This is a genomic window from Sphingobium xenophagum, assembly GCF_002288285.1.
Classification (GTDB): domain Bacteria; phylum Pseudomonadota; class Alphaproteobacteria; order Sphingomonadales; family Sphingomonadaceae; genus Sphingobium; species Sphingobium xenophagum.
Genome location: NZ_CP022748.1, coordinates 112,790 through 134,531 on the forward strand (window position 1 = coordinate 112,790; position 21,742 = coordinate 134,531).

At 65.6% G+C, this 21,742-nt stretch carries 31 protein-coding genes; 3 read left to right on the forward strand and 28 right to left on the reverse strand.

The features are described from left to right. Positions 1 to 12 precede the first annotated feature (12 nt). Positions 13 to 1,833: a phosphoenolpyruvate carboxykinase (GTP) gene (locus CJD35_RS19990; RefSeq protein WP_011950441.1), complete on the reverse strand. Its 1,821-nt coding sequence runs from the start codon at positions 1,831 to 1,833 to the stop codon at positions 13 to 15. Between the two features lie 179 nt (positions 1,834 to 2,012). On the opposite strand from CJD35_RS19990, the gene CJD35_RS19995 reads away from it, so the two are divergent. Then, positions 2,013 to 2,321 carry a helix-turn-helix domain-containing protein gene (locus CJD35_RS19995; RefSeq protein WP_049771328.1) on the forward strand — a complete coding sequence of 103 codons (309 nt, stop codon included), beginning with the start codon at positions 2,013 to 2,015 and terminating at the stop codon, positions 2,319 to 2,321. A 2-nt stretch (positions 2,322 to 2,323) separates the two neighbouring features. Further along, the gene (locus CJD35_RS20000) at positions 2,324 to 3,604 is read left to right on the forward strand and encodes a SulP family inorganic anion transporter (protein WP_011950443.1); all 1,281 of its coding nucleotides are present in this window, start codon (positions 2,324 to 2,326) and stop codon (positions 3,602 to 3,604) included. Positions 3,605 to 3,727: 123 nt separating this feature from the next. Here the strand turns inward: CJD35_RS20000 and CJD35_RS20005 are convergent, their stop codons facing one another. From CJD35_RS20005 to CJD35_RS20095, 19 genes are all read right to left on the reverse strand, one after another. Next, complete coding sequence (locus CJD35_RS20005; RefSeq protein WP_011950444.1) at positions 3,728 to 4,279, reverse strand: DUF736 domain-containing protein; 552 nt, start codon at positions 4,277 to 4,279, stop codon at positions 3,728 to 3,730. A 221-nt stretch (positions 4,280 to 4,500) separates the two neighbouring features. Continuing rightward, positions 4,501 to 5,067 (reverse strand): hypothetical protein, encoded by a 567-nt coding sequence (locus tag CJD35_RS20010; protein ID WP_011950445.1) that lies wholly within the window; start codon positions 5,065 to 5,067, stop codon positions 4,501 to 4,503. Next, the gene (locus CJD35_RS20015; RefSeq protein WP_011950446.1) at positions 5,064 to 5,336 is read right to left on the reverse strand and encodes a hypothetical protein; all 273 of its coding nucleotides are present in this window, start codon (positions 5,334 to 5,336) and stop codon (positions 5,064 to 5,066) included. Before CJD35_RS20015 ends, CJD35_RS20010 begins: the two co-directional genes overlap by 4 nt. Before the next feature lie 108 nt (positions 5,337 to 5,444). Continuing rightward, positions 5,445 to 6,383, reverse strand: a complete 939-nt coding sequence (locus CJD35_RS20020) for a hypothetical protein (RefSeq protein ID WP_011950447.1) — start codon at positions 6,381 to 6,383, stop codon at positions 5,445 to 5,447. A 77-nt stretch (positions 6,384 to 6,460) separates the two neighbouring features. Beyond that, positions 6,461 to 6,745 carry a hypothetical protein gene (locus CJD35_RS20025; RefSeq protein WP_011950448.1) on the reverse strand — a complete coding sequence of 95 codons (285 nt, stop codon included), beginning with the start codon at positions 6,743 to 6,745 and terminating at the stop codon, positions 6,461 to 6,463. A gap of 12 nt (positions 6,746 to 6,757) precedes the next feature. Then, positions 6,758 to 7,453, reverse strand: a complete 696-nt coding sequence (locus tag CJD35_RS20030; RefSeq protein ID WP_011950449.1) for a hypothetical protein — start codon at positions 7,451 to 7,453, stop codon at positions 6,758 to 6,760. A gap of 192 nt (positions 7,454 to 7,645) precedes the next feature. Continuing rightward, positions 7,646 to 7,843, reverse strand: coding sequence for a hypothetical protein (locus CJD35_RS20035; protein WP_017183644.1), 198 nt, complete (start codon positions 7,841 to 7,843; stop codon positions 7,646 to 7,648). Between the two features lie 41 nt (positions 7,844 to 7,884). Continuing rightward, positions 7,885 to 8,199: a DUF7673 family protein gene (locus CJD35_RS20040; protein WP_011950450.1), complete on the reverse strand. Its 315-nt coding sequence runs from the start codon at positions 8,197 to 8,199 to the stop codon at positions 7,885 to 7,887. Positions 8,200 to 8,389: 190 nt separating this feature from the next. Beyond that, complete coding sequence (locus CJD35_RS20045; RefSeq protein ID WP_011950451.1) at positions 8,390 to 8,800, reverse strand: type II toxin-antitoxin system VapC family toxin; 411 nt, start codon at positions 8,798 to 8,800, stop codon at positions 8,390 to 8,392. After that, entirely contained in the window at positions 8,800 to 9,081 is a 282-nt protein-coding gene (locus CJD35_RS20050; RefSeq protein ID WP_011950452.1) for a type II toxin-antitoxin system Phd/YefM family antitoxin, read from the reverse strand. Before CJD35_RS20050 ends, CJD35_RS20045 begins: the two co-directional genes overlap by 1 nt. A gap of 12 nt (positions 9,082 to 9,093) precedes the next feature. After that, positions 9,094 to 9,486 (reverse strand): DUF6915 family protein, encoded by a 393-nt coding sequence (locus tag CJD35_RS20055; protein WP_017183642.1) that lies wholly within the window; start codon positions 9,484 to 9,486, stop codon positions 9,094 to 9,096. A 3-nt stretch (positions 9,487 to 9,489) separates the two neighbouring features. Further along, positions 9,490 to 9,960: a DUF6878 family protein gene (locus CJD35_RS20060; protein ID WP_011950454.1), complete on the reverse strand. Its 471-nt coding sequence runs from the start codon at positions 9,958 to 9,960 to the stop codon at positions 9,490 to 9,492. A 2-nt stretch (positions 9,961 to 9,962) separates the two neighbouring features. Further along, positions 9,963 to 10,475: a hypothetical protein gene (locus CJD35_RS20065; protein WP_026002487.1), complete on the reverse strand. Its 513-nt coding sequence runs from the start codon at positions 10,473 to 10,475 to the stop codon at positions 9,963 to 9,965. Positions 10,476 to 10,601: 126 nt separating this feature from the next. Beyond that, entirely contained in the window at positions 10,602 to 11,066 is a 465-nt protein-coding gene (locus tag CJD35_RS20070) for a DUF736 domain-containing protein (protein WP_011950456.1), read from the reverse strand. Positions 11,067 to 11,202: 136 nt separating this feature from the next. Further along, positions 11,203 to 11,529: a hypothetical protein gene (locus CJD35_RS20075; protein ID WP_011950457.1), complete on the reverse strand. Its 327-nt coding sequence runs from the start codon at positions 11,527 to 11,529 to the stop codon at positions 11,203 to 11,205. Continuing rightward, on the reverse strand, positions 11,526 to 11,720 hold the full coding sequence (locus tag CJD35_RS20080) for a hypothetical protein (protein ID WP_017183246.1): 195 nt from the start codon (positions 11,718 to 11,720) through the stop codon (positions 11,526 to 11,528). The genes CJD35_RS20075 and CJD35_RS20080 overlap by 4 nt, the downstream gene beginning before the upstream one ends. A gap of 23 nt (positions 11,721 to 11,743) precedes the next feature. Continuing rightward, entirely contained in the window at positions 11,744 to 13,405 is a 1,662-nt protein-coding gene (locus CJD35_RS20085) for an ATP-binding protein (protein ID WP_011950458.1), read from the reverse strand. Between the two features lie 193 nt (positions 13,406 to 13,598). Beyond that, positions 13,599 to 13,901, reverse strand: coding sequence for a hypothetical protein (locus CJD35_RS20090; protein ID WP_017183247.1), 303 nt, complete (start codon positions 13,899 to 13,901; stop codon positions 13,599 to 13,601). Between the two features lie 3 nt (positions 13,902 to 13,904). Further along, positions 13,905 to 14,609, reverse strand: coding sequence for a hypothetical protein (locus CJD35_RS20095; RefSeq protein ID WP_011950459.1), 705 nt, complete (start codon positions 14,607 to 14,609; stop codon positions 13,905 to 13,907). 331 nt (positions 14,610 to 14,940) lie between these two features. On the opposite strand from CJD35_RS20095, the gene CJD35_RS20100 reads away from it, so the two are divergent. Beyond that, positions 14,941 to 15,867, forward strand: a complete 927-nt coding sequence (locus CJD35_RS20100) for a Ros/MucR family transcriptional regulator (RefSeq protein ID WP_011950460.1) — start codon at positions 14,941 to 14,943, stop codon at positions 15,865 to 15,867. Positions 15,868 to 15,934: 67 nt separating this feature from the next. Here the strand turns inward: CJD35_RS20100 and CJD35_RS20105 are convergent, their stop codons facing one another. The 8 genes from CJD35_RS20105 to CJD35_RS20135 form a co-directional block, all read right to left on the reverse strand. Next, on the reverse strand, positions 15,935 to 16,705 hold the full coding sequence (locus tag CJD35_RS20105; protein ID WP_011950461.1) for a PRTRC system ThiF family protein: 771 nt from the start codon (positions 16,703 to 16,705) through the stop codon (positions 15,935 to 15,937). Then, positions 16,600 to 17,355 (reverse strand): PRTRC system protein A, encoded by a 756-nt coding sequence (locus tag CJD35_RS20110; protein ID WP_017183250.1) that lies wholly within the window; start codon positions 17,353 to 17,355, stop codon positions 16,600 to 16,602. The genes CJD35_RS20105 and CJD35_RS20110 overlap by 106 nt, the downstream gene beginning before the upstream one ends. Further along, the gene (locus tag CJD35_RS20115) at positions 17,352 to 18,176 is read right to left on the reverse strand and encodes a PRTRC system protein B (RefSeq protein WP_011950463.1); all 825 of its coding nucleotides are present in this window, start codon (positions 18,174 to 18,176) and stop codon (positions 17,352 to 17,354) included. The genes CJD35_RS20110 and CJD35_RS20115 overlap by 4 nt, the downstream gene beginning before the upstream one ends. A 7-nt stretch (positions 18,177 to 18,183) precedes the next feature. Continuing rightward, positions 18,184 to 18,993 carry a hypothetical protein gene (locus tag CJD35_RS20120; protein WP_230461523.1) on the reverse strand — a complete coding sequence of 270 codons (810 nt, stop codon included), beginning with the start codon at positions 18,991 to 18,993 and terminating at the stop codon, positions 18,184 to 18,186. A gap of 130 nt (positions 18,994 to 19,123) precedes the next feature. Next, complete coding sequence (locus CJD35_RS22535; RefSeq protein WP_129927365.1) at positions 19,124 to 19,348, reverse strand: hypothetical protein; 225 nt, start codon at positions 19,346 to 19,348, stop codon at positions 19,124 to 19,126. Between the two features lie 2 nt (positions 19,349 to 19,350). After that, positions 19,351 to 19,557, reverse strand: coding sequence for a PRTRC system protein C (locus CJD35_RS20125; RefSeq protein ID WP_041380136.1), 207 nt, complete (start codon positions 19,555 to 19,557; stop codon positions 19,351 to 19,353). A 48-nt stretch (positions 19,558 to 19,605) separates the two neighbouring features. Further along, complete coding sequence (locus CJD35_RS20130) at positions 19,606 to 20,031, reverse strand: PRTRC system protein E (protein ID WP_011950465.1); 426 nt, start codon at positions 20,029 to 20,031, stop codon at positions 19,606 to 19,608. Between the two features lie 35 nt (positions 20,032 to 20,066). Then, a complete protein-coding gene (locus tag CJD35_RS20135) occupies positions 20,067 to 21,716 on the reverse strand; it encodes a PRTRC system ParB family protein (protein ID WP_011950466.1) in 1,650 nt (549 codons plus the stop codon). Positions 21,717 to 21,742 lie beyond the last annotated feature (26 nt).

A 21,742-nucleotide genomic window follows, 5' to 3' on the forward strand; every position in this document is an offset into this window, starting at 1 on the left:
CGATGGCGCCCTTCACGCCAGACGGGCTTCGAGCGCGCCGAGTTCGGCGGTCAAGGCGGCGGGCAGGCGGTCGCCGAAGCGCGCATAGTCACGGCGGATGCGCTCGGCCTCGGCGCGCCATTCATCGTCATCGACGGCGAGCAAGGCGGTGACCGCGTCATCCGACAGATCGAGCCCCTGCAGATCGAGGTCGTGCCTATTGGGAAGGCGGCCGATGGCCTTGTCTTCCGCCTCGACGCACCCGTCGAGCCGGTCCGCGATCCATTTGAGGACGCGGGCGTTGTCGCCGAAGCCGGGCCAGAGAAAGCGGCCATGGGCATCCTTGCGGAACCAGTTGACGTAGAAGATGCGTGGCAGCTTGGCTGGATCCGCTGCTTCTGCTCCCAGCTTGAGCCAATGCGCGAAGTAGTCGCCCATATTGTAGCCGCAGAAGGGCAGCATCGCGAAGGGGTCGCGGCGGACATCCCCGATCTTGGTCTCGGCCGCAGCCGTACCTTCGGAGGCGACATTCGAGGCCAGGAACACACCGTGCTGCCAGTCGAAGGCCTCGGTGACGAGCGGAGCGGTCGTCGCGCGCCGGCCGCCGAACAGGATCGCCGAGATCGGGACGCCCTTGGGATCCTCCCATTCGGGTGCGATGGCCGGGCACTGGCCGGCGGGACAGGCGAAGCGCGCGTTGGGATGGGCGGCCGGCGTCCCGAGATCGGGAGACCAGGCCTGGCCGCGCCAGTCCGTAAGCCCGTCGGGCGGCTCCTTCGTCAGGCCCTCCCACCAGACATCACCGTCGGCGGTGAGCGCGGTGTTGGTGAAGATCGTGTTGGCGTTGAGGCTGGCCAGGGCATTGGCGTTGGTCGTTGCGCTCGTCCCGGGTGCGACGCCGAAGAATCCGGCCTCGGGATTGATGGCATAGAGCCGGCCATCGTCGCCAAAGCGCATCCAGGCGATGTCGTCGCCGATCGTTTCGGCCTTCCAGCCTGGAATGGTTGGCTGCAGCATGGCGAGGTTGGTCTTGCCGCAGGCCGAGGGAAAAGCGGCGGCGACATAATGCACGCCGCCTTCGGGCGAGGTCAGCTTGAGGATCAGCATATGCTCAGCAAGCCAGCCGTCGTCGCGGGCCATGACCGAGGCGATGCGCAGCGCATAGCATTTCTTGCCTAGCAGGGCGTTGCCGCCATAGCCCGATCCATAGGACCAGATCTCGCGCGTTTCAGGGAAATGGACGATATATTTGGTCTCGTTGCAGGGCCAGGCGACGTCGGCCTGGCCGGGCGCCAGCGGAGCGCCGACCGAGTGGACCGCGGGAACGAATTCGCCGTCATCGCCCAGGGCTGCCAGCGCCGGTGCGCCCATCCTCGTCATCACGCGCATCGAGAGCACCACATAGGTACTGTCGGTGATCTCCACGCCGAGCGCGCTGATGGGCGAGCCGATCGGCCCCATGGAGAAGGGCACGACATACATGGTGCGTCCGCGCATGCAGCCGTCGAATAGGCCGTGGAGCGTATCGCGCATCTCATGCGGTGCGCGCCAATTGTTGGTAGGGCCGGCGTCGGCCTCGTCCTCGGCGCAGATGAAGGTGCGGCTTTCGACGCGCGCGACGTCGCGTGGATCGGATGCGGCCCAGAAGGAGTTGGGACGCTTCGCGGGATCGAGGCGGCGCAGGGTTCCGGCGGCGACGAGCTGCGCGGTAAGCGCGTCCCACTCGGCCTCGGAGCCATCGCACCAGTGGACCCGGTCCGGTTTGGTAAGGGCGGCGATCTCGTCCACCCAGGCGGCGAGGCGACGATGGCGAGTCGGGGCGGCCAGCGTTTCAGCGATAAGGGCGTCCGACATCGAAACTCTCCGAATACCTGGGCGTCGCGTCGAGCGCGCGCGGTTAAAAAGGTGGTTTGGGTGCCTGAGCGTTAGCAGTTTGATGGCGCTGAAAGCAAGTTTAGGATAGCATGATAGATACTCTACAACGCTTTTAAGCGATCCTTGACGTCATTTCTGATGTATTTTACATCATGCCGATGCTCACTCCGGCCCAGCTTCGCGCGGCGCGCGCGCTTCTCGGAATCGACCAGCGCACGCTCGCCGAGCGCGCCGGCGTATCGCTTCCCACGATCCAGCGGATGGAAGCGGCGAGCGATGGCTATGTCCGGGGCGTCGTCGACACCTTGACCAAGGTGGTCGACGCGCTCGAACGCGAGGGCATCGAACTCATCCGGGAAAACAGCGTTAGCACGAGTGGCGGGCGTGGCGTCCGGCTGCGCGATCCCACCAGCCCGACCCTGCGCGAGCCCGTGCGGCGCACGCCGGACAATGCGTCGGCGTCATAGCGATGCCTGACGGAACGGCGACATCGCATCTCTTCCGGCCGAAGCTGCTCACGGTCCTGAGCGAGGGCTACTCCTTCTCGTCGTTTCGCAAGGACGTGCTGGCCGCCGTGACGGTCGCGATCGTCGCTCTGCCGCTGTCGATGGCGATCGCCGTGGCTTCGGGGGTGTCGCCCGAGCGAGGGCTCTATACCGCGATCATCGGCGGATTCCTCGTTTCGGCCTTGGGCGGTAGCCGCTATCAGATTGGGGGTCCCGCCGGGGCTTTCATTGTTCTGGTCGCGGCGACCACGACGAAATTCGGTCTGAACGGCCTCCTCGTCACCGTGATGCTGTCCGGGGCCCTGCTGACGCTGATTGGACTTTCGCGGCTGGGCTCATTGATCCGCCATATTCCCCATCCGGTGACGGTGGGCTTCACCTGCGGCATTGCGGTGACGATCTTCTCCGGAGAAATCCGGGACCTCTTCGGTCTTCATCTCGACGGAGCGGAACCTGGCCCCCTCATCCCCAAGCTGGTGGGGCTGGGCAACGCGGCTTCGACGGTGACGCCCGCGGCCGCGGTGCTCGGCCTGGGATGCGCCGCGCTGATTTTCGTGGTGCGCCGGTTCCGGCCGAACTGGCCCGGTATGCTGATCGCGGTCGTCCTGGCCTCGATAGCTGCCGCCTGGCTGCAGCTTCCGGCAGAGACGATCGGCAGCCGTTTCGGAGAGATCCCGCGTGGGCTTCCGACGCCGCAGGCGCCGCAGCTGTCGTGGGCGCTGGTTCTCCAGCTGCTGCCGTCGGCCCTGTCGTTTACGCTGCTCGGCGGCGTCGAAAGTCTGCTGTCAGCGAAGGTCGCCGACAGCATGTCCGGGCGCAAGCATCGCTCCAACATGGAGCTTGTTGCGCAGGGGCTTGCCAATATCGTGTCCGCCTTGTTCGGAGGGATCAGCGTCACCGGCACGATCGCACGCACAGCAACCAACATTCGGGCCGGCGCGATCAGTCCGCTGTCGGGCATGATGCACGCGCTGTTCGTCCTGCTCTTCATGCTCGTCGCGGCACCGCTCGCACGGTACGTTCCGCTCTCCGCGCTCGCCGGCGTCCTTCTGGTGGTGTGCTGGAACATGGCCGAGAAGGCGGAGTTTCTGCGCCTGATCCGCAGCTGGCCCACGGCCTTGGTGCTCCTGGCGACCTTTGGGCTGACCCTGGTCAAGGACCTGACCTTCGGGATCGTCGCGGGATGCGTCGTCGCTGCGCTGCTGGCCATGGCACGACGACGGGTTCCGCAAGAGGGAGACTGAAGCCGGAATGCAGACGTGCGGGCTGCCGGGTAAATGAAAACAGGGCCCGCTTCGCGAGAAGCGAAGCGAGCCCAGCGGGAGGGTGTGCCCGGCCTGGAGGTGTGGGACCGGGCACGGGGAGGTTCAGACGGTTTCGGGCTCCTCCGCCTGCTCCGGCGCGCGCTGACGACGCTGCCGGCGTCCGCCTTCCTGCTGCTGTTCCTGCTGCGGCTCGCAGCCGAAGGCATGGCTTGCGGAGGACTGTCCGAGGCCGGCTTCGGTGCCCTGTGTGGCGGGGCCGGCGGTCTCGTCGGCGCCGGGCAGCGGCGGCAGGCCCTCGTCGGCCTTGGGCGCCATCTCCGAGGCGAGGTCGCGGCGGCGCGTCGGGCGCGACCACACGACGTTGTAGCTGCCGTCCTCCTGACGGAACGCCGACACGTAGAGCGGCGCGGCCAGGCTCGGATCCTCGATCTTGCCGTTGAGGAACGCCTCGCCCGTGCCGTTAGAGAAAAGCTCGAACAGCGCACCCACCTGCACCCACGCCCGCGATGCCGACAGCGCCAGCACCTCGTACTTCGGCGCCTTCGGATTGGCCGAGTGCACCTCGCGCAGCGCGATCGTCATGGCAATCGTCAGCGTCGCGATCTTGCCGACGAAAATGCCGGCGTCATTCTGCTTGATCGAACCGATATTCATGGGAAAGTCTCCTGAAAGCCGGTCTCGAACACTGTGTCCGAGCCAACTTCCTCCTTCCCCACTCCCCTCCTCGGCCGTTCGGCCGAGCAGGCGCGCAAGCGCCACATCCGAGGCCCGCTTCCGCGGCCTCGGGGCGAAAATGGATCTGTGAGGGGATGCCGCTGATCGCCTTAAAGCGGTCAGGCCGCCCCGGGCCGCCGGTACTGGCTGGGCGATGACAGCTACAAGGAAGCAGGCCGCTCGCTCGCGGTCCTGCTGCGGTCGAAGGCCTCGACATGGCGACGGGCGAGGTCGCGCTTTGCGATGCCGTGCCAGTAATGGTCGTCATGGCCGTCATAGTCGCCGCGACCATTGAGCCGGATCGTGTCGCCATATTGCTCGATCCGCTGGCCGTTATAGGTCAGCAGCACTTCGCCTTGGGTGACGCTGAAACGCTTGCGCTCGATGACCAGCTTGTCGGAATCATAAGGCGGCGGCTGACGCAGATAGTCGGCGCGCTGCCTGTTGGCCGCGATCGCCGTGCAGAGCCGGTCGACATGATCCGGATCGTTCGAGACGATGCTGAAGATATGAGAGCGATCGAAGAAGTTGCCGAAGAAGCTGACGGCATTCTCGACGCCTTCCAGCCATTCGCCGCGCAGATTGCGGGCGTCGCGTTCGACAAAGTCGCCATATTTTTCGAACAGACGGTTGAGCGGATGATCGCGCAGGATCTCGATCAGCGCGTCGATCGCCGCGTCGGCGGTCTCTGTGCGCAAATGGCCGTTGCTCAGGACGATGGTGGTCATGGTCGTTCCCCTTGGGACTGAACGTGGTCGGACGAGGGAGAGCCGACCGGCTTGGCCAGCTCGGCCGCGCGGCGCTCGAAGATGTCGGCGAGCTGCGCGGGATCGCTGCCGGGCCGGGCTTCGATGATGTTGTCGCGGAAGCTGACGTCGATGCCGACCCTCAAGGCGTTGCAGTGTTCGACGGCCTCGCGGCATACATCTGCCGGGTCGCAGCAGGCTGGGGCGCTGGCTGCCAGGACCTTCCATCGCAGGCCTGAAATTACGATCATGTGATCCTCCATGTCGGAAGCGGTAGGTCAGCGGGCCGCGACCGATGGCATGCGGTCACAGCAACGATCGCGGTAGCGCGTGGGCGAGTGCTACGTGCGTGACCCCGGTCAGACTTCAAGATAGCAATCATGGGCGAGGCAGAAGGCCTCGGCGACGGATTCGCCCTCGCACAGCAGCCGCGGTTTCCGCGAACCGCCCCAGACAGGGCGCGGTAGGTCGTCGCCCATGGCGAAGCGCCAGCGGGTCGGACCGTTGGCGGCCTCGAGGATGAAGCCGGTCTCGCTCGCGTCGAACCGCAGGATTGTGGGCCTTTCGGCTCCGAAGTCAGGCATGTCGAGGATCTGATGTTGACCGGCATAGCGATGCTCCCAGGGCGGGAAGTCCGCGAGCTGATCGGGATGCACACCGAGGATTCGCTGATCGACAGCGATCGCAAGTGACCGATGGTCCGGCGCTGGCCGTATCTCCTCGCGCGTGAGCCAGATCCATCCGTCGGAGTAGGTCAGCGGCAGCACCATCCATGATCCCCCGTTGCATTGCCAGCCCGCGAGGCCGACCCCGCCTTGTCCATAGCTCCCCAGATGGCTCGAAAAGGCGGTCAGCGTCCGGTCGATGGGCCACTGCGGCGGCATCGGTCCAATCAGCGAACTGCCGCGCACGGCGCGAAACGAGCCGCGGTCCAGAACGTCCCAGCGGTCGGCCTTGCGGCACAGCGAGTCACGGCGGCGGGACAGATCGAGCACGCGGCGCGCTTTGTGGATCGGATCCTCGCCATGGCGAACGCCTACCTTGACGGTGAACGCGAACGAGGCGGCGCTGGGCCTGTCGGTTTCGGGACAATCGAGATCGAGAATGACCTCATGGCGTATCGGGGAGTGGGCCTTGTCCGGTTCCACCGTAAGCGTGGCGTTCCATTCGAGCCTGCGGCGCTCATACCAGCCTTGCAAGAGGATCCAGCTGCGCGCACGGTCCGTGTTCCCGGCCTCGGCGTGCTCGAGAATCCAGTGAGGGACACGCGCCGTGAAGGCGACATGATAGGTCGACATGGAGAATCCTCCTTGGGATGGTCGGTCTGGGGGGTCAGGAGGGAGCAGGCGCGGACCGGTTGCCTGCGCGTGCGTGGTCAGGCGTATTGCGGCCGGACTTCGGGAAATGCCGGCGGCGCCGTCCATTCGAAGACGATGGCGGCATAGCGCCCACCGTCGTAGAGGACGGAATCGACGCGGCGGCGGTGGCGCTGTAACCGCTCGAGCAGGCGATTGGCGCGATCGGCAAGCTGGACGGCGCGGGTCTCGGTGGGCGCGAGCGCCAGCAATCGAGCCAGTTCGCCGGTATCGTACCACCAGGCACCTTCTTCAGGCCCACCATAGGCGCGGTCGATCTCGTAGAGAGCGATGATGAAGCGCATGGGCGGGCTCCTTCAGGAGATCGGCGCCGGCATGGCCAGCCATTCCGGCTGATCATGGGCGATGGGAACGTCGAAACGGCCGGCCTCGGCTTCGGAGAACACGGTTGCGGTGCTTAGCTCGCCAAAGCCCGTGTCATTGTTCCAGAACAGCAGACCCTCTTCAGCATCTCGCGTGGTGAGGACGTAGCCGTCGGCGCCTTCACGGTGCTCGCGCGAAAGCGCCCGCTCGAGGAGCTGGGCCGATGAGGCGAATTCGAAGCGATCCTCGCGGATCACGACATAGCCGCCGCCGAATTCGCCAGGGCGCAGGCGGTCGCAATCGAGGCAATATTCGAAGCCGGCCGGCAGCGCGGATTTCGCGACCTTCTGGATCAGTTGCGCGGCGGTTTCTACGTCGAACTGATCGCCATGGAGCCAGACCTTGCACCGCCCTGTCCCATCCGACGGATCGACCTGGACGGAGAAGCCGAGCCGTGGATAATCGGGATCGCTCAAGATCGCGAGGAAGCCGCCGAAGGGATCGGAGTCGATCGGGGGAAAACAGGCGGCGAAGCCCGCGCCAAGGTCGGCATAGGCTGCAGCGCGCTGATCGGGTGCGAGGCGGGAATCGCCAACGATCTCGGCAGCCTCGCCGACATGCCGGAAGATTTCGGCCTCGGCATCGGTGACAGCGAAGGTGAAGCTCGCCTTGGTAAAATGGTTGGCCATAATGGCTCCTCAGGAAGGGCGTGCGGCGCAAGGCCGGTCCCCGGCCTCGGAGACAGGCCCGGCCGCCATCCTCTTCCCCCCTTCCCTCCCCGTGCGCGGAGCGCGGACGGCAGAAGACGTGCGGAGAAGCTTCTCGGCCTCGGTCAGCGATGGTCGGAAGGCCCGGCCGGCGTCACCGCCGGGTTGGCGCGTTCAGCTCGTACGCTTGCGCCGGCGGGGAGGCCCGACATGGTCGGCCGACACTTCGAGATCCACCGCGAGCTGGGTGAGCGTACGGTGCGCACCCAACCGCTGGAGCCCGTCCATGCGCCCGTCGAGCTTTATGGTCTCGATCCGCGAGCGAACGAGCGAAGCGGCGACGCGCAGCGTGTGGGGATCAAGCTCGGCCATGGGACTCGACAATAGCGCCGATAGCGTCCCGATGCGAGCGCTCAGCCATCCTCGTCGGCGAAGTCGCGCCAGCGCCCGACCAGTTCGATCATCTCGGCCTTGCGACCGAAGGCATCGGGGTAGATCGCACCTTCATGCTGGCCAAGAAATCCAATGATGGTCGTGATATGGGTCGCGATCGTCGCATCGACACCGAAGAGATCGGCGATGGGAAAATGACCGCAATCCTCGCCATTCCACCAGGCGAGCAGGAAGTTGGCGGCGCGGCGCGCCTGGCCCGTGTCGGACCGGGCAAGATCGATCAGGCGATCGAGAGCTTTTCCCGCAGCGGCCTTGCCGAAGGGTGCCGCGGTCACGCCGGCCGCGTTTCTTCATTGAAAGCGTCCGCTGCTACCGGAGGACGAGCAGCTGCAACATTTTTGCGATCATCTGCATTGAAGTCGGGGAGGCGCAGCACTTCCCGCCTGGATGTGTCGCCTGCTTTCGGATCTTTGTGCCGAGACTTCATGGTCTGTCACCTCAAATCAACTTCGGCTCAGCGCCAGTTCAATGCCAGGGATTTAGGAGGTTGGCCGGCGTGCGCTCGAAATCCGCAACGTTGCGGGTAACAAGCGTCATCGAATGCACAACCGCCGTCGCGGCGATCAGACCATCCCGCTCCGGTTGGGGATCCGGCACATGCAATGCGGCGCACCGCATCGCGACTTCGGTGTCGATCGGGATGATGCGATCATCGAACGCCGCCAGCACGTCGGTTTGAAACCATGTCCGCAAAATGCGGCCGGTAGAAGCATCGACGCGCTCCTTGGCTAAAATGCCTAGTTCAATTTCGAGGACCGATATGACCGAAATGTAGCACTGGTCGACATCGGCTTCGTCCGCCCAGGATGTCACCTCGGGAGGCAGCCGTTCAGGTCTGCGAAGCGCGGAGATGACGTTCGTATCTAGGAGAAACATCAATCCAGATCCGCCGGTCGGACGATATGATCCAGCTTGCTGGGTTCGAAGTCAAAGTCAGCATCGTCGCCGGCTTGCGCCAAGGTCGCGAGCAAGCTGCGGGGCTTCTTGCCCTGCCGTCGATGATAATCCTCGATCGTCATGAGCACATGGGTGGGCCTGCCCCGTTCGGTGATATAGACAGGGCCCTTGCGGGCAGCTTTCTTTGCCCGGCTCGCACCTTGGTTGAAGTCACGACTTGAAATGGTTGTCATGTTCATAAGAGCCTCGCACTTGGGCATGTAGCCATGTTACTACAATTGCGTCGCTGGAGCAACCCGGCACATGTTTTCAACATCTGGATCCAATCCCGGTGACCCGGCCGGGTTGCCCCGAAGAATCCACGGCATCGGCTGGATGAGCCGCGCCCAGTCAGCGAAGGAGGGAATACGGCCAAGATCCTCTTGGACGTGCTGTTCCCCGATCAACCGCACCGGGATATCCCGTCCATCAGCGTTTCGGATCGTCACGCCGAAGACCGTCTCGAGCATGAATATGCCCTCTGCATGGTGGCGCAAGGAACGGTGGCGGGGGTCCGCGACGATCTTCTTCGACTCGTCGAACCATTGGTGGAGGGGCAGATAGTCCTCGGCCTCGCCGCCCCAGCGCTTCACGGAGCTGAGCGCGTGATAATAGCAGTGCGACATCGCCTATAGCTCCGCCTCGGTCGTGTCATAGTCGATGAACCGGCTGTTGTGCGTGAGGGTCACCGCGCCGCTGGCGACGTCTATGGCGATGGTGCCATAAGCGCCCTCCCCGTCCTCCCAGCCGGCGTGCCGCGCGCAGATGGCGTTGTCGACGAAGGCGCTCAGAGCATCCTCGAGGTCGATCGTGCGGGTCGACACTTCGCCGCTATAGGCGAGGCTATGGTGATCGCAGAGGATGCGCGGCAGCGCGATCTCGCCTTCCAGCGTGTAGGCATTGACATCACCGACGCTGCCTTGGTCGCCGCCGCCATCGTAGTGGATTTCGACACGGACAATGCCATGATCGAGCAGATGCGGGAGGAAGGCATCCTTGCAGCGCGCCTCGACTGTCCGCACGGCGGACAGGGCCGCCTGCAACTCGGCCTCGATCGGATCGGTGATGGCGGCATCGGCAGATTGATCTGTCGCGGTCATGGTCAAATCTCCTCGGGGAGGCGCTGTGCGGCCTCGGCGCTGCGGGGATAGCCTGCAGCCAGATTGCGGTGGAGTATCGCGAAGTCGGCGACCGGGAAGTGTCCGTCGGGGCCGGGCCGCGTGGCGAGGAGCGCCCCCATGACGATGTCGTCGATCGAGCTTCGCTCGACCTTGGGGGCCTCCCCGTCCTCATAGCAGACCGGCGCGGCGAAGCCGGCCTCGATCCAGCTGCCAAGGCCGTTCTCGACGGTCTCCGCATAGGTGGCGACGGTGGAATCGCGCCGCGTGGCGCTTGCATCGACCTTGAGACCGAGCGTGTAATAGACGCCGAAATCGTGCCGGTTGGTCAATGTGAGCAGCGCGCAGCCGTCAGGCGGCGGACCGAAACGGGCGATGATTGCCGCGCGGTAGGTGGCGACCTCAAGGCGGTTCAATCGCTCGAAGTCGGATGTGTGCCCGAGCTGGGCGCAATCCTCGTTCGCTGGCGCGCCGCCCAGATCGATGATGTCGGACATGGCCTTCTCCAATTCGGTGAGCAACCAGCCCAAGCCCCCTCTCCTCTGCGGCCGCACGGCCGGGGAAATTGCGAAAAGCCCCCGCTCCGCGAAGAGCGAGGGCCTTTCGTGACTTGGCGTGTGCGATCAGCCAGCGAAGGCATGGCTTGCGGAGGACTGTCCGAGGCCGGCTTCGGTGCCCTGTGTGGCGGGGCCGGCGGTCTCGTCGGCACCGGGCAGCGGCGGCAGGCCCTCGTCGGCCTTGGGCGCCATCTCCGAGGCGAGGTCGCGGCGGCGCGTCGGGCGCGACCACACGACGTTGTAGCTGCCGTCCTCCTGACGGAACGCCGACACGTAGAGCGGCGCGGCCAGGCTCGGATCCTCGATCTTGCCGTTGAGGAACGCCTCGCCGGTGCTGTTGGAGGCAAGCTCGAACAGAGCACCCACCTGCACCCACGCCCGCGATGCCGACAGCGCCAGCACCTCGTACTTCGGCGCCTTCGGATTGGCCGAGTGCACCTCGCGCAGCGCAATCGTCATCGCGATCGCCAGCGTCGCGATCTTGCCGACGAAAATGCCGGCGTCATTCTGCTTGATCGAACCGATATTCATGGGAAAGTCTCCTGAAAGCCGGTCTCGAACACTGTGTCCGAGCCAACTTCCTCCTTCCCCACTCCCCTCCTCGGCCGTTCGGCCGAGCAGGCGCGCAAGCGCCATTTCCGAGGCCCGCTTCAGCGGCCTCGGGGGTTTAGGAGCGAGTGCCGAAGAGACTCAATTTGGCTCGCGTCTGGTGGACGCCGTCCACCATCCCGATGGTCGCGTGCCGGTCGGCGGCGAGGGACGCCGCCAGCGTTTCGGGAATGTCCGCATAGGCTTCGACGACGCGGATCGCGGCCTCGGGGGTCGGCAGTTCCCCCGGCTCCGTGCCGAGCCAGATCGTTGCTTCGCCCTCGTCGGGCTCGTCTTCGGTGGGCGTGAAGACTTGCGCGAAGAAGCTCTGCAGCGGGCGATCCCATCCGATCACCGCCTTGATGACACCGTTTCCGGGCCTCGGCTTCAGTTCGTAGCGGCTCATGTCTGGCTCCTGCGGATACGATGGTTGACGTGCCGGGCCGCGCCTTCGGCGCTGCGCAGTGCCTTGCGAACGGCCCTGGCGGCACGCGGGGCGCCGCTCCTGGCGAGAAGGTTACGCGCGGCGCGCAGATGGTCAATCGCCTCCGCCACGGCGGCGCGATCGGCCGGCGCCGCTCGTTTGATGGATCGCATGGCTTGGTCCTCCAATTATGCCGTCAGGATGCCGCCACCTGGTTGGTGGGCTGGAGCTCGATGGCGATCGCGTCGCGGCCGATCACCGCCGAGAACTGCCGGCCTTCGGGCACGAACCATTGGGCGCGATAAGCGATGATCGCCCGCAGGCGCTCGACGAGCGCGGCATCGTCGCCGAGCAGAAGGCGGGTAGCCATTTCCCTGGCGTCGAGAAGGAAGCGGTCGTTTTGGGTCTCCCAGCTATCAGCGTCGCGATCGTCGCTCGCGCAGAAGCAAGCGGCTTCCAGCAGATCAACCAGCTCCTCGGGCGAGACGGCGTCGCGAGAGCCCAGCAGGATATTCGCATCTTCGAAGGTCCAGAACAGGCCATCGTCATATTCGATGACGACAGGTGCCGGGACGGTAATCGTTTCGGGCTGCGGACCTGTGATTTCAAGCACGAGGTCGAGCCGTTCGACCGGGCCGCTTTCGAGACCGGGTAGCTCGGTGCAGTCGAAGACATGGGCGCGGCCATCGCGCTCGATCTCGAAGCGGAGCGCGGCGATGCGCTGCAGTGCGTCGTACCAGCTATATCCGGCCATGGCAGTGTCGGGGTCAGCCAAGCGTCCTCTCAGACGGCCATCGCGGGCAAGCGCGAACGCCGCGCATTGTTCGAGTGGCGGACCGAAGTCATCGACGAGCATCAGGTTATCGGCGGGGATGAGCCCCTGACTCTCGCGCCCGCTGTTCTGGTCGGCAGTCGCCGGGATCCATGCCCGCAAGAGCGGCGTCGCCTCGGGCAGATCGACGCCAAGCTGGGCGGCCTCGGTCCACTGCGCATGAGACAGTCGATGGCTGCCGAGCGAGGCGATGTGCCGGTAGATCGTCTTGAGCACCCTATTGCGAAGCGCTTCGAGGGCGGCGTTTTCGACCATCTCCTTGCGGGCCGGCAGGACGAGCTGCAGGGCCGGCGCATCGACGATATCGACCCGGGCCCACCAATGGCGATCCTTCTCGTCGACTGACGGCAGGACGCAAGGAACCGTGAGGCCGTGAAAATTGATGCGCGGTTGATGGGGCGTCGTGCGCCCGTCGGTGAACAGGCCGATCCGCACGCCATCGACCTCCTCGACCACATCGGCCCCGGCGAGCCAGTCGGCTTGCGTAAGGGGTACGCCGTTGAAACGGATCGGTGTGGGACAATAGCGCGCCGCGCCGCTGGCCACTGCTTCGAGATTCCTAGTGCAATCGTCGTCGAGCAGAAGACGGATTGCAGTTCCGAAGCCATGATCGCAGGGGGCGACAGCTATCGGTGCGCCCGATTCCCAATGGTCTGGTCCGATGGTGATAGCCCAGCCCTCGCCCGGACCGCGCGGGCAGGAGCGGATTTCGACATGGCGACCGGCAAGGCTGAAGACGCCCATGCCGGCAGGGTCTTCGCGCCGCGCGATGTTGTCGTCCCAGCCCGAGCGCCCGAGCGCCAGGATCACGGCGGGATCGGCGATACCCGCGCCGTCATCCGCGATGACAAGCCAGCTCTGCCCGTCGGCCTCGGCAACATCGAGATCGATGACCGTCGCGCCGGCTCTGCGCGAATTCTGGATGAGCTCAGCCAGGGTGTCGACCAGCGTGTTGTTGAAGAGGCGCGTCACCTTGGTGATCGCGGCGGGATCGACCTGGCTGTGGATGACGGTGGGAAGGGGCATCGGGGTCTCCTGGACAAGAGCGGACCTGCTCCCCCGGCCCTCCCCTTCTCCCCTTTCGCAACCGATCAGGCACAGCGGCGCTGGTCTCGGCCTCGGTCTCGATGTGGACGTAGCGCTCGCCGTTCGGACGCCGCTTGCGGATATGGAGTTTCCTCGGGACGGCGATTTCGGATGGGAGGACCAGAGCGCGCGGTCAGGTGCCGGACGCGATCTGGTTATCGTACAGTGGCCGGTCGTCCGGACGCCACTCGCCTGGAAGCCAGATACGGCCGTTGTAGCTGATGCGGCCGACAGGCATGTGTTCGAGGAGCAGGGTGGCTTCAGGGAACATACTTGCGCCCAGGCCGTTCATGTCCCGCCGATCGCAGTAAAGGCGCGAGGCGTCAGCCCAGTCAGCCGCCCAGATGTCGGGATAGCCCTTCTGCACGATACGGAATGGTCGGCGCCGACGCGGAGGGCTCTGGCAGACGGCGCCGCCCTTGACGATGAGGGCCATGTCTCACGCGGCCTTTTGCACTATCCACTCGTACAGCAGATGGGCGTCCGGCTCATATTCCGATCCGATCGAGATGCGAACGAACTTGCCATCGCACGCGAAAGCCGACGCCCGCGGGAAACCGAGATAGGATTTGCCTTCGAGGATCAGATCGCCCGAGCGCACCTTGGTGATCGTCCGCGTGGTCCCAATTGCGCGATGCCCTGCCGGCGCATCGACCAGTTTGAGGGCGTCGCCCGCTTTTACGCGCTTCTTGAAGGCGGCCAGCGATACGATCGCGTCGACCGGATTCTTCAGTCCGTTGCGTTTCGCGAGCGCCGACCAATAAACCTGTCCAATGCGCGCTTCGCAGTAGAAGGAGCAGGACCAGAAGTCCTGTAGAGGGTTGGTGCGGGTAGTTCCGAACCGCTCCATCTGGTCGCGGATCGCGACCTGCGCGGCCTCCTGAGCGTCACGCCCGGTCAGATCCTCGGGCCAGTCGAGGATCTCAGCGGTGATCTTGCGTCCTCCCGCGAATTTCTGGGTCTGGATCGCAAAGGACGCGTTCGGAAAGCACCGCGCCAGATGCGGTTCGATGCGGCCAGCGAGGGTCGCAAGATTATCACTGGGACGATAGAGATCGCCCTGATAATGGAAGTTGCCTCGATCGTCATATGGGGTCTGGCTATAGAGGCGCGCGGGCGCGCCCGACGAAGTGGTGTCGGTCATTACATATTTCCTCGGATGATTGGTTTTCCGCCGTTCGCGGGCGGAGAATGTCAGGCGCCCGGAAGAGACGCCTCGATTTCGTTGGTGAGAGGCTCTTCACTCAATGCAGCTTCATTTGCTTGAGCAGGTGAAGGAGAAAGAGCCCCTCAACGAAGCTGTCCGCCATAAATTTTCTCGATGAGACAGTTGCGCGGCCCAATCGCCACGCCATCCATGAGTTTCTTTCTCCCTCCCTTTGACTTGCACGCCGAATGACGGCACGTATCTGTTTACGCTTGCGCAATCACGCATGGGTCAAGACCAGTCTATCCAAACAAAAGAAGGAACCTGCATGGCCGAGGCCGAACAGTCGGACGTGATGTCTCTGACCGTGGCGCTGCTCAGCGCCTATTTTGCGAACAACACCGTGCCGAGCAGCGAACTGCCCGCGCTGGTCGAGGGAACTCGAAAAGCCTTGTTGGGCGATGCACCAGTGGTGTCGCCAGCCCCTGAAGAGACAGTGTCCGCGCCGGTGTCAGTTGAACCAGCGGCTGTGCCGCCGACACCAGCCCCCGAGTTCAAGCCAGCGGTGACGGTAGATGCAAGCCTTGCGTCGCCCGATCAGATACTGAGCCTGATCGACGGCAAGCCTTATAAGTCCCTGAAACGCCATCTCTCGACTCACGGCCTGACGCCCGCAGAATATCGCGCGCGCTATGATCTGCCCGCGGACTATCCCATGGTCGCACCCGGTTATTCCGCCGCGCGCCGGGAGGCCGCCCTGAAACTTGGTCTTGGCGGCAAGCGGAAGGACGTCGCCGCTAATCCGGCGCTAGCCGAGGCGGGCAGCGAAGCCCCGGCAGCCGAAGTGGCGCCTGCGGAAGTGGTCGCGGAAGTGCCCGCGCCGGTGCGCAAGGCTCGAGTGAATGCCTCTGCCCCGGCAACTAAGGCGAAGCCCAATGCCGTAGCCGGGAAGGGCAAGCCCAGCGCTGTCGCCGAGACCGTTGCGGCGCCGGCAGGCGAGCCGGCCCCAACGCCCGAAGCGACTGCCAGCGAAGCTGCGCAAGTGAAGGCGACGCCCGCTCGCGGGCCGCGCGCGAAGGCAGCCCCTGCAAAGGCCTCGCCAAAAACGTCGAACGCCAAGGCCGCCATCGGCAAAGGGAAACCGGCAGCGGCTGTCGAGCCTGCAAAGCCAAAGCGCAGCCGTGCGACGAAAGCTGACACCCCGCCGACAGCACCGGTCGAAATCGCTCCTGCTGAAACGGCCTCGGCAGAATAATGCTATGGTCCGAGCGCGGTGACGCAACCGGACCATCACCGTTCACAGGGGTGGCGAGCCACCTGCTTTAGCACAGGGAAACGACCTTCATAGGTAGCGGGATCGGAACGCTGTACCCGGTGGCAAGATTCACGAAGGCGCCGGCGTGGCCAATCGACCCGCGTCCGAGCAGATCGAACAGGAGCGCCAGCGCGTGGCTCGCAAGCACCCGGTTGACGAAGAGCGACTGGCGCTCGAGCGCCTCGGCGACCGAACAGGAGGGCGCATCGTCTTCGGCCAGGCCCTCGTCGGCGAGTTCGGGAAAAGCCTCGAGCACCGTTGGAAGGCGATTATCGTCGCGGCCGGTTCCACGGCCCGGGCATCCGATCAGATATTGGCCGTCGCTGGCGCGGTTGCCGAGGTCCAACCAATAGATGGGCGGGTTCCGCGCATCCTGCAGCGCCGCGCCCAGCGCGCGGCGGGCCGAGGCCGTGTCGACGCAGCTGATGAGCACATGGCTGTTGTCGACGCCGATCGCTCCGGGTGCGCGGCCGTGGACCGCCTTCCAGGCCAGACCATGGGCAAGGTTGATCCGTTCGGTCAGCGTCCTCGCCTTCGAATTGCCGAGATCGCAGCGGTAGAAGGGCTGGCGGCCGAGATTCGCCTCGGTGACGATGTCTTCGTCGACCACGGTGACCTCGAGCGAGCGTGAGGAAATTGCGCGCAATGCGGTATCGAGCGAGGCGAGCCCCATCAGCATTTGCGCTCCGTTTCCACCGCATCCCACGAGCAGGATTCGGACAGCGCTGTTGTCGAAGGCGGCGGGAAGATAGTGGCGCTTGGGGCTCTCAGGCTGCATGGATTGTCTCCGGAAAATGGACTGCGCGGTACGGCCAGGAACATGCCGCCCGCGCAGAGCCGCGCTGCCATGACCGGGCCAGCGGGATCGTGGAGCCGGCCGATGACGAGCGAAATTTTCGTAGCGTGGGCGTCGTCCGCATCGTCGGTCGCGCTGAAATAGGCGGGCCCCCGCCCGTGGCTGTGGATGTCGCAGACCATGTGCCAGCCCGGCTCGCAGACCGGGGGGCGATAGACGAGGCGTGTCGGCGTGGCGTCGTCGATTGCCGGAAAATCGACCGCGAACGTGTTGGTCGTCTCGTTCCAGAGGATGAAGGCCGCAGCCTCGTTGGGCAGAGCCGCCCGGAAGTGATCGAGGATCGCAGCCAGATGCTCGCCAGGGATCAGTCCGCAGCGCAGGTCGGCCTTGGGTGACCCGATGCTGCCATAAGGAAGATAGGCGGCGATCGGCGGCGTCACCGGCGCATCGAGAGCAAGCCATGGCCGGCGCAGGATGAGCATTACGCCATCCTTGCCCACCGCAAGGCCGTGGCCGGCACGGCTGCCGCGAAGCGCGTCGAGTGCCGGCGAGCCACCGCTCGATGGCACCGGATAGCAGGGCACGACAGCGAGCAGTGCCGCCGCGGTCGGATCTTCGGCGATCATGATCATCTCCCTGCCGCTGCGGCAACGAGCATACCGACCGTGACCGCATCAGCGGCGGGACGGACTTGCCGCTGGCCGGCGGCAGGATGGAAGGATCGGAGCCGCTTCACCGGAAAACGACGCGCGCCGCGCGCGGCAAGATCGTCCCAGAGCCTGACCAGGCCGCCCTTCCCCGTGACCGTCCGCTCCTGGCCGGGGTTGGGGTGAGTTGACCAGCTGTCGAACACCGCGCGCTCGAATTCCGAGATGGCGGCAACGCCCAGTGTTTTCGGCCTCGGGATGTTGCCCCAGCACAGCCGGCCTTGGATGAAGACGTTGAGGATCGGCGAATGGAGCACCGGCGTGTCGGCGGCAGGGCGCTCGCTTGCGGCAAGCGCGTAAACGCCGAGGCCGGAGCGCGTGGCGACGAACAGATGGGCCGGGTATGGCACCGCGACGGTAGTGCGCCGTGCGAGCGCCCGAAGGCCATCGGGGGGCGACGACAGCGCAAAATAGGCTTGGCGCACCTGCTCCGGCACCCACCAGGCGAGGACGTCCGGGTGGGAGACAAGCACATTGGCCGGCAGGATCTCTGGAACCGCGGTCCGGCCCAGCGCCTCTGTCCATTGGCGCAGCTGTGCCCGCGACAGGGGCACGCCGGCGGCGATCGTCGGACGCCCGTCCGCATCGTGCTCGACGGCATGCATGCTGGCGAAGGCCGCCGCATCCGGCCTTGGAGCGCCATAAGGGCTGGGCGTGCGGGGCGTTCCCGCCTGATAGAGCAGAACGGCGTTGGTCAGGACGAGACCGCCGCCAGTGGTTTCGAAGTGGCTGCTGTGATCGGACATGACGGCCTCACGGATTGGGTGGGTCGAAGCGGACGAGGTCCTGGGCGGCGAGCAGGAACTGGACGCCGAGGCGCAGGCTTGCGAACCAGTCGTCGATCCGGCTGACATCGGGCAGCGGGCAGATGCCGCAGACGTCCATGAAGCCCATTTCCATGCCGTGGCGGGCGACATCGTCGAGCTCGCGCGCGAACTCATCGAAAGGCACGAGCGTCAACGGCGGCAGGGACGAGCATTCCTCGATCCCCGGCACATATTCGTAGAGAATGTCGGTATCGAAGTGCCAGGCGTTGCGGTCCGATGGCAGCCGCTTGAGCGCCTTGTGCGCGTCGCGAAGCTGGCAGAGCGCCTCGCGCAGGCCCTTCGGAAGGGCGGCCGGTTTCGCCGCGTTCGCGCCGATCATCCAGTCAGGCCGGCGCGCGTTCATCTCCGAAGGCATGGTCTGCTCTTCGAGTTCCTCGGCGCTGAGGCCGTGATAGGCGATCAGGCTCTGGCGCGCGCCCTCGTCGTCGATCTCCCCGTCCCAGTAATACATGGAGATTTCGTCGAAGAGGTCCTGGTAGCCGAAGATCGGGAGCGCGGTGCCGAGGGTTTCGCCGAGCGCCGCATAGGCCGCGGCACGCCAGGGGGTGGGCGCCTCGCCGGTTTCGATCCAGCCGAGATCCAGCTGTCCGAGGCTGTCACACGCGACCGCGATCGCCGGCGGGTTGGCGTCTTCGCCGGTGAGGACCGCGATCCGCAGGTCGACGATTTCGATCGGGTCCAGGATCTCGAGCACGGCAGCGTTGAAAACCTGCTCGATGCGGCGGCGGGCACTCACACGGGTGTATTGCTTGGCGCTCGGCTCTCGCCCCGCGACCCAGCGGCCGATCAGCTTGTGGTGATTGCTGAGGGGCTGGTCGAAGGTCGCGGGAATGTCGGCCGATAACGCGACCGTTCGCCCCGCGAGGTCAACCGAGGGGCGCGAGCCTGAGACCGGGAGGAGGCTGGAGCGGCTCCGGCGCTTCGCCTTTGCCGTTGTCGGGATCGGGGAGGATCCGCGCGTGAAGCGCCTTGGCCTGGGCGCTGCAGGAAGGCTGGGGGAACTCGCTCGTGTTGCCATCGTCGTGCTCGATCCATTCGAGGAGCGTCTTGCGCGGTGCGGCGGGGATCGGCGCGTCGTTGCCGCAGGGCACGATCAGCCCTTGGTGCCGACGGCGCGGCGATATTCGGTGACGTGGGCGGTGCCCGACACGCCGGCGTCCACCGCCTCGGCAGTGAGAATCGCCGGGTAGAGGGTAGCATGATAGGCGCGCAGAGCTTGGCGGTCGTCCGCAAGGTGCGGCGGCACGGGCAGGTCGATGCCGTCGTAGCGATAGGCGCGGGTGAGCTGGTTGATCTGCATGGCTGGCCTTCCGGGCTGGTGGTGATCGGGAAGTTCAAGGGCGGCGCGTCACCAGAGGCTGGCGGGCTCCTCGGCCTTGGCATCGACCGGCGGGCTGCTGGGAGCCGGCGTCTTCGGTGAGGCTGCAGGCGCGGGCGTCTTGGGCGCAGCCGCCTTGGCTTTGGCTGCCTCGGCGGCGGCCGCCCGTGCGGCTTCGGCAGCCTGTCGCTGCTCCGCGATCTGATCGGCAAGGGTGCGGCGCGAGGCGATGAGCTGGCCGAGCGCGCCGTCAGGGCCCCGGGCGAGCTCCGCATCGATTTCTGCGGCGGTCGCCGTGATCGAGATCGGCCGGGTTTCGCTGGCCTCGAGATTGTCCTTTGCGCCTTCGGCCTTGCGCGGAAGGATGGTCAGGGTGACCGTGTCGTTGGCGCCGGCGACAAGATCGAAGCCGAGCGAGTAGCGGGCGAGCATAGGAAGAAGGCTGGAGATCAGCATGGCGTTCGGTCCTTGTGTGAGATTGGAGAAGCGGGTCAGGCGGCTTGTCGGGAGAGCGGCTCTTCGGCTTGGGCCGGCACGGGGGGCGGGCCATATTGGCCGTCGAGCGTCATCGAGCTCGGCAGGCGGCCGGCCCAGTCGAAGCCGGTGGCGTTGAGCATGCCAGCGATCAGGTCGGCCTTCTTCGCACTGAGCAGCTTGGCGAACGCCTTTTCGCTTACATGCGCGACGAGGCCGCACTCCTGGGCGATGAACCTGAGTTCGTCCTTGGTGTAGCGCTCGAGGAATGTCTTATCGACCTGCCAGACATCGCGCAGGTCGACGTCGAAGGTCCGGGCGAGGTCGGCGACATGGCCGAAGGTGAGCACATCCTTGGCATAAGCGGCGCCGATCGCGGAAAGCACCTTCTCGGCCTGAGCCTCGGGCAACGCGCGGATCTCCGCGATCTTGGCGCTGTAGGCGAGCTCCGGGAACGAGGCGCCCACCAGCAGGCCGGCGCGGGCCTTCAGCGTCTCCGGTTTGATCTGCGAGAGCGTGCCCGACATCGCGGCGACCAGGATCGCGGTCTGGGCGTGCGCGGCATTGCCGGCGAGCGCACGGGCGAGCGCGGTGCGCCACGTCGCCTCGCGCAGGTCGCTGGTGCGGCCGGCGATCGACTTGACGGTGACCGTTGGCTTGTGCGCCTGGACTATACTGCCCTTGGATTGAACGACAGTGGGCGGCGTGGATGCGGGCGTGGCTGCCGTGCCCGAAGGCGAGGCGCGGTCGCCTGCCTCTTCCTGATCGTCCGCTTCCGGCGGGCTCTGGTCGATGGCGTCGTCTTCGTCGTCATCCTGTTCCTCGTCCTCGATGTCGTCTGCGGGCGGCGGCGCCGCTGCCTTGGCCGCGGCAGCGGCGCGCTCCTGCTCCTCGCGTTGGGCGGTTTCCCACGCCTCGGTCTTGAGCTGGAAGCAGCCCGGATTGGTGCAATGGCCGTCATCGACATGGGTTTCGAACAGGGTTCGCTGTGCGGCCGAGTTGAACGGACAGGTGGTGCAGTCGGTCTTGTCGAAGCACGCCGCGCCGAGATTCTGGGTGACGCGCATGAGGAGGTCGCGGGTCTTGCTGACATCGAGACCGGAGCCCAGGATGGTCTCGAGGGCCTTGTCCTGCTTGTCGGCGGGGATCGCGGCGAGGAGTTCAGCATGGCCGACCTTGATCCGCCGTTCGTCGAGCGCAAGTTTGACCGCCTCGGAGAGTTCGGCGAGCGCCAGGCGGCGATCGAGCTTGGCCCGCGACCAGCCCAGACGCCGCGCGGCCTCGGCGCGATCGTTACGGCATGCGGCGAGCACGCGAACGGCCGCGTCCGCTTGTTCCGTCTCCGAGGCGTCGTCGCGATTGTCGTTCTCGTCGATTGCCGCCTCGAGGGCCTCCTGGTCGGTCATCTCGCGGATGATCGCGGGCACCTCGCCGTCGGAACCGAACGCTTCCAGCGCCGCCCTGTACCGGCGCTCGCCGGCGACGATGGCGTAGCTATCGTCCGAGCTGGGTGCCGGACGAACCAGGATCGGCTGCAGGATGCCACGAATGCGGATCGAAGCGACGAGATCGTCGTGCTTTTTCCGGTCGAAATAGCGACGCGGATTGTCGCCCTTGACGATGCGCGAGAGCGGCAGCGTGGCGCAGCTCGGTTCTGGAGTGCTCAAGACGGATCTCCTCGTGGAATGGGAAG

Excerpts from the sequence above, each read along its gene's own strand:
- CJD35_RS20090 (WP_017183247.1), bottom strand. The coding sequence starts at position 13,901 with ATGGCCCTCATCGTCAAGGGCGGCGCCGTCTGCCAGAGCCCTCCGCGT.
- CJD35_RS20125 (WP_041380136.1), bottom strand. The coding sequence starts at position 19,557 with ATGCAGATCAACCAGCTCACCCGCGCCTATCGCTACGACGGCATCGAC.
- CJD35_RS20010 (WP_011950445.1), bottom strand. The coding sequence starts at position 5,067 with ATGACCACCATCGTCCTGAGCAACGGCCATTTGCGCACAGAGACCGCC.
- CJD35_RS20015 (WP_011950446.1), bottom strand. The coding sequence starts at position 5,336 with ATGATCGTAATTTCAGGCCTGCGATGGAAGGTCCTGGCAGCCAGCGCC.
- CJD35_RS20095 (WP_011950459.1), bottom strand. The coding sequence starts at position 14,609 with ATGACCGACACCACTTCGTCGGGCGCGCCCGCGCGCCTCTATAGCCAG.
- CJD35_RS20075 (WP_011950457.1), bottom strand. The coding sequence starts at position 11,529 with ATGAGCCGCTACGAACTGAAGCCGAGGCCCGGAAACGGTGTCATCAAG.
- CJD35_RS20005 (WP_011950444.1), bottom strand. The coding sequence starts at position 4,279 with ATGAATATCGGTTCGATCAAGCAGAATGACGCCGGCATTTTCGTCGGC.
- CJD35_RS20110 (WP_017183250.1), bottom strand. The coding sequence starts at position 17,355 with ATGATCATGATCGCCGAAGATCCGACCGCGGCGGCACTGCTCGCTGTC.
- CJD35_RS20085 (WP_011950458.1), bottom strand. The coding sequence starts at position 13,405 with ATGCCCCTTCCCACCGTCATCCACAGCCAGGTCGATCCCGCCGCGATC.
- CJD35_RS20115 (WP_011950463.1), bottom strand. The coding sequence starts at position 18,176 with ATGTCCGATCACAGCAGCCACTTCGAAACCACTGGCGGCGGTCTCGTC.
- CJD35_RS20060 (WP_011950454.1), bottom strand. The coding sequence starts at position 9,960 with ATGACCGCGACAGATCAATCTGCCGATGCCGCCATCACCGATCCGATC.
- CJD35_RS20105 (WP_011950461.1), bottom strand. The coding sequence starts at position 16,705 with ATGCAGCCTGAGAGCCCCAAGCGCCACTATCTTCCCGCCGCCTTCGAC.
- CJD35_RS20070 (WP_011950456.1), bottom strand. The coding sequence starts at position 11,066 with ATGAATATCGGTTCGATCAAGCAGAATGACGCCGGCATTTTCGTCGGC.
- CJD35_RS19995 (WP_049771328.1), top strand. The coding sequence starts at position 2,013 with ATGCTCACTCCGGCCCAGCTTCGCGCGGCGCGCGCGCTTCTCGGAATC.
- CJD35_RS19990 (WP_011950441.1), bottom strand. The coding sequence starts at position 1,833 with ATGTCGGACGCCCTTATCGCTGAAACGCTGGCCGCCCCGACTCGCCAT.
- CJD35_RS20045 (WP_011950451.1), bottom strand. The coding sequence starts at position 8,800 with ATGTTTCTCCTAGATACGAACGTCATCTCCGCGCTTCGCAGACCTGAA.
- CJD35_RS20000 (WP_011950443.1), top strand. The coding sequence starts at position 2,324 with ATGCCTGACGGAACGGCGACATCGCATCTCTTCCGGCCGAAGCTGCTC.
- CJD35_RS20035 (WP_017183644.1), bottom strand. The coding sequence starts at position 7,843 with ATGGCCGAGCTTGATCCCCACACGCTGCGCGTCGCCGCTTCGCTCGTT.
- CJD35_RS20025 (WP_011950448.1), bottom strand. The coding sequence starts at position 6,745 with ATGCGCTTCATCATCGCTCTCTACGAGATCGACCGCGCCTATGGTGGG.
- CJD35_RS20065 (WP_026002487.1), bottom strand. The coding sequence starts at position 10,475 with ATGTCCGACATCATCGATCTGGGCGGCGCGCCAGCGAACGAGGATTGC.
- CJD35_RS20100 (WP_011950460.1), top strand. The coding sequence starts at position 14,941 with ATGGCCGAGGCCGAACAGTCGGACGTGATGTCTCTGACCGTGGCGCTG.
- CJD35_RS20055 (WP_017183642.1), bottom strand. The coding sequence starts at position 9,486 with ATGTCGCACTGCTATTATCACGCGCTCAGCTCCGTGAAGCGCTGGGGC.
- CJD35_RS20020 (WP_011950447.1), bottom strand. The coding sequence starts at position 6,383 with ATGTCGACCTATCATGTCGCCTTCACGGCGCGTGTCCCTCACTGGATT.
- CJD35_RS20130 (WP_011950465.1), bottom strand. The coding sequence starts at position 20,031 with ATGCTGATCTCCAGCCTTCTTCCTATGCTCGCCCGCTACTCGCTCGGC.
- CJD35_RS20080 (WP_017183246.1), bottom strand. The coding sequence starts at position 11,720 with ATGCGATCCATCAAACGAGCGGCGCCGGCCGATCGCGCCGCCGTGGCG.
- CJD35_RS20050 (WP_011950452.1), bottom strand. The coding sequence starts at position 9,081 with ATGCCCAAGTGCGAGGCTCTTATGAACATGACAACCATTTCAAGTCGT.
- CJD35_RS20030 (WP_011950449.1), bottom strand. The coding sequence starts at position 7,453 with ATGGCCAACCATTTTACCAAGGCGAGCTTCACCTTCGCTGTCACCGAT.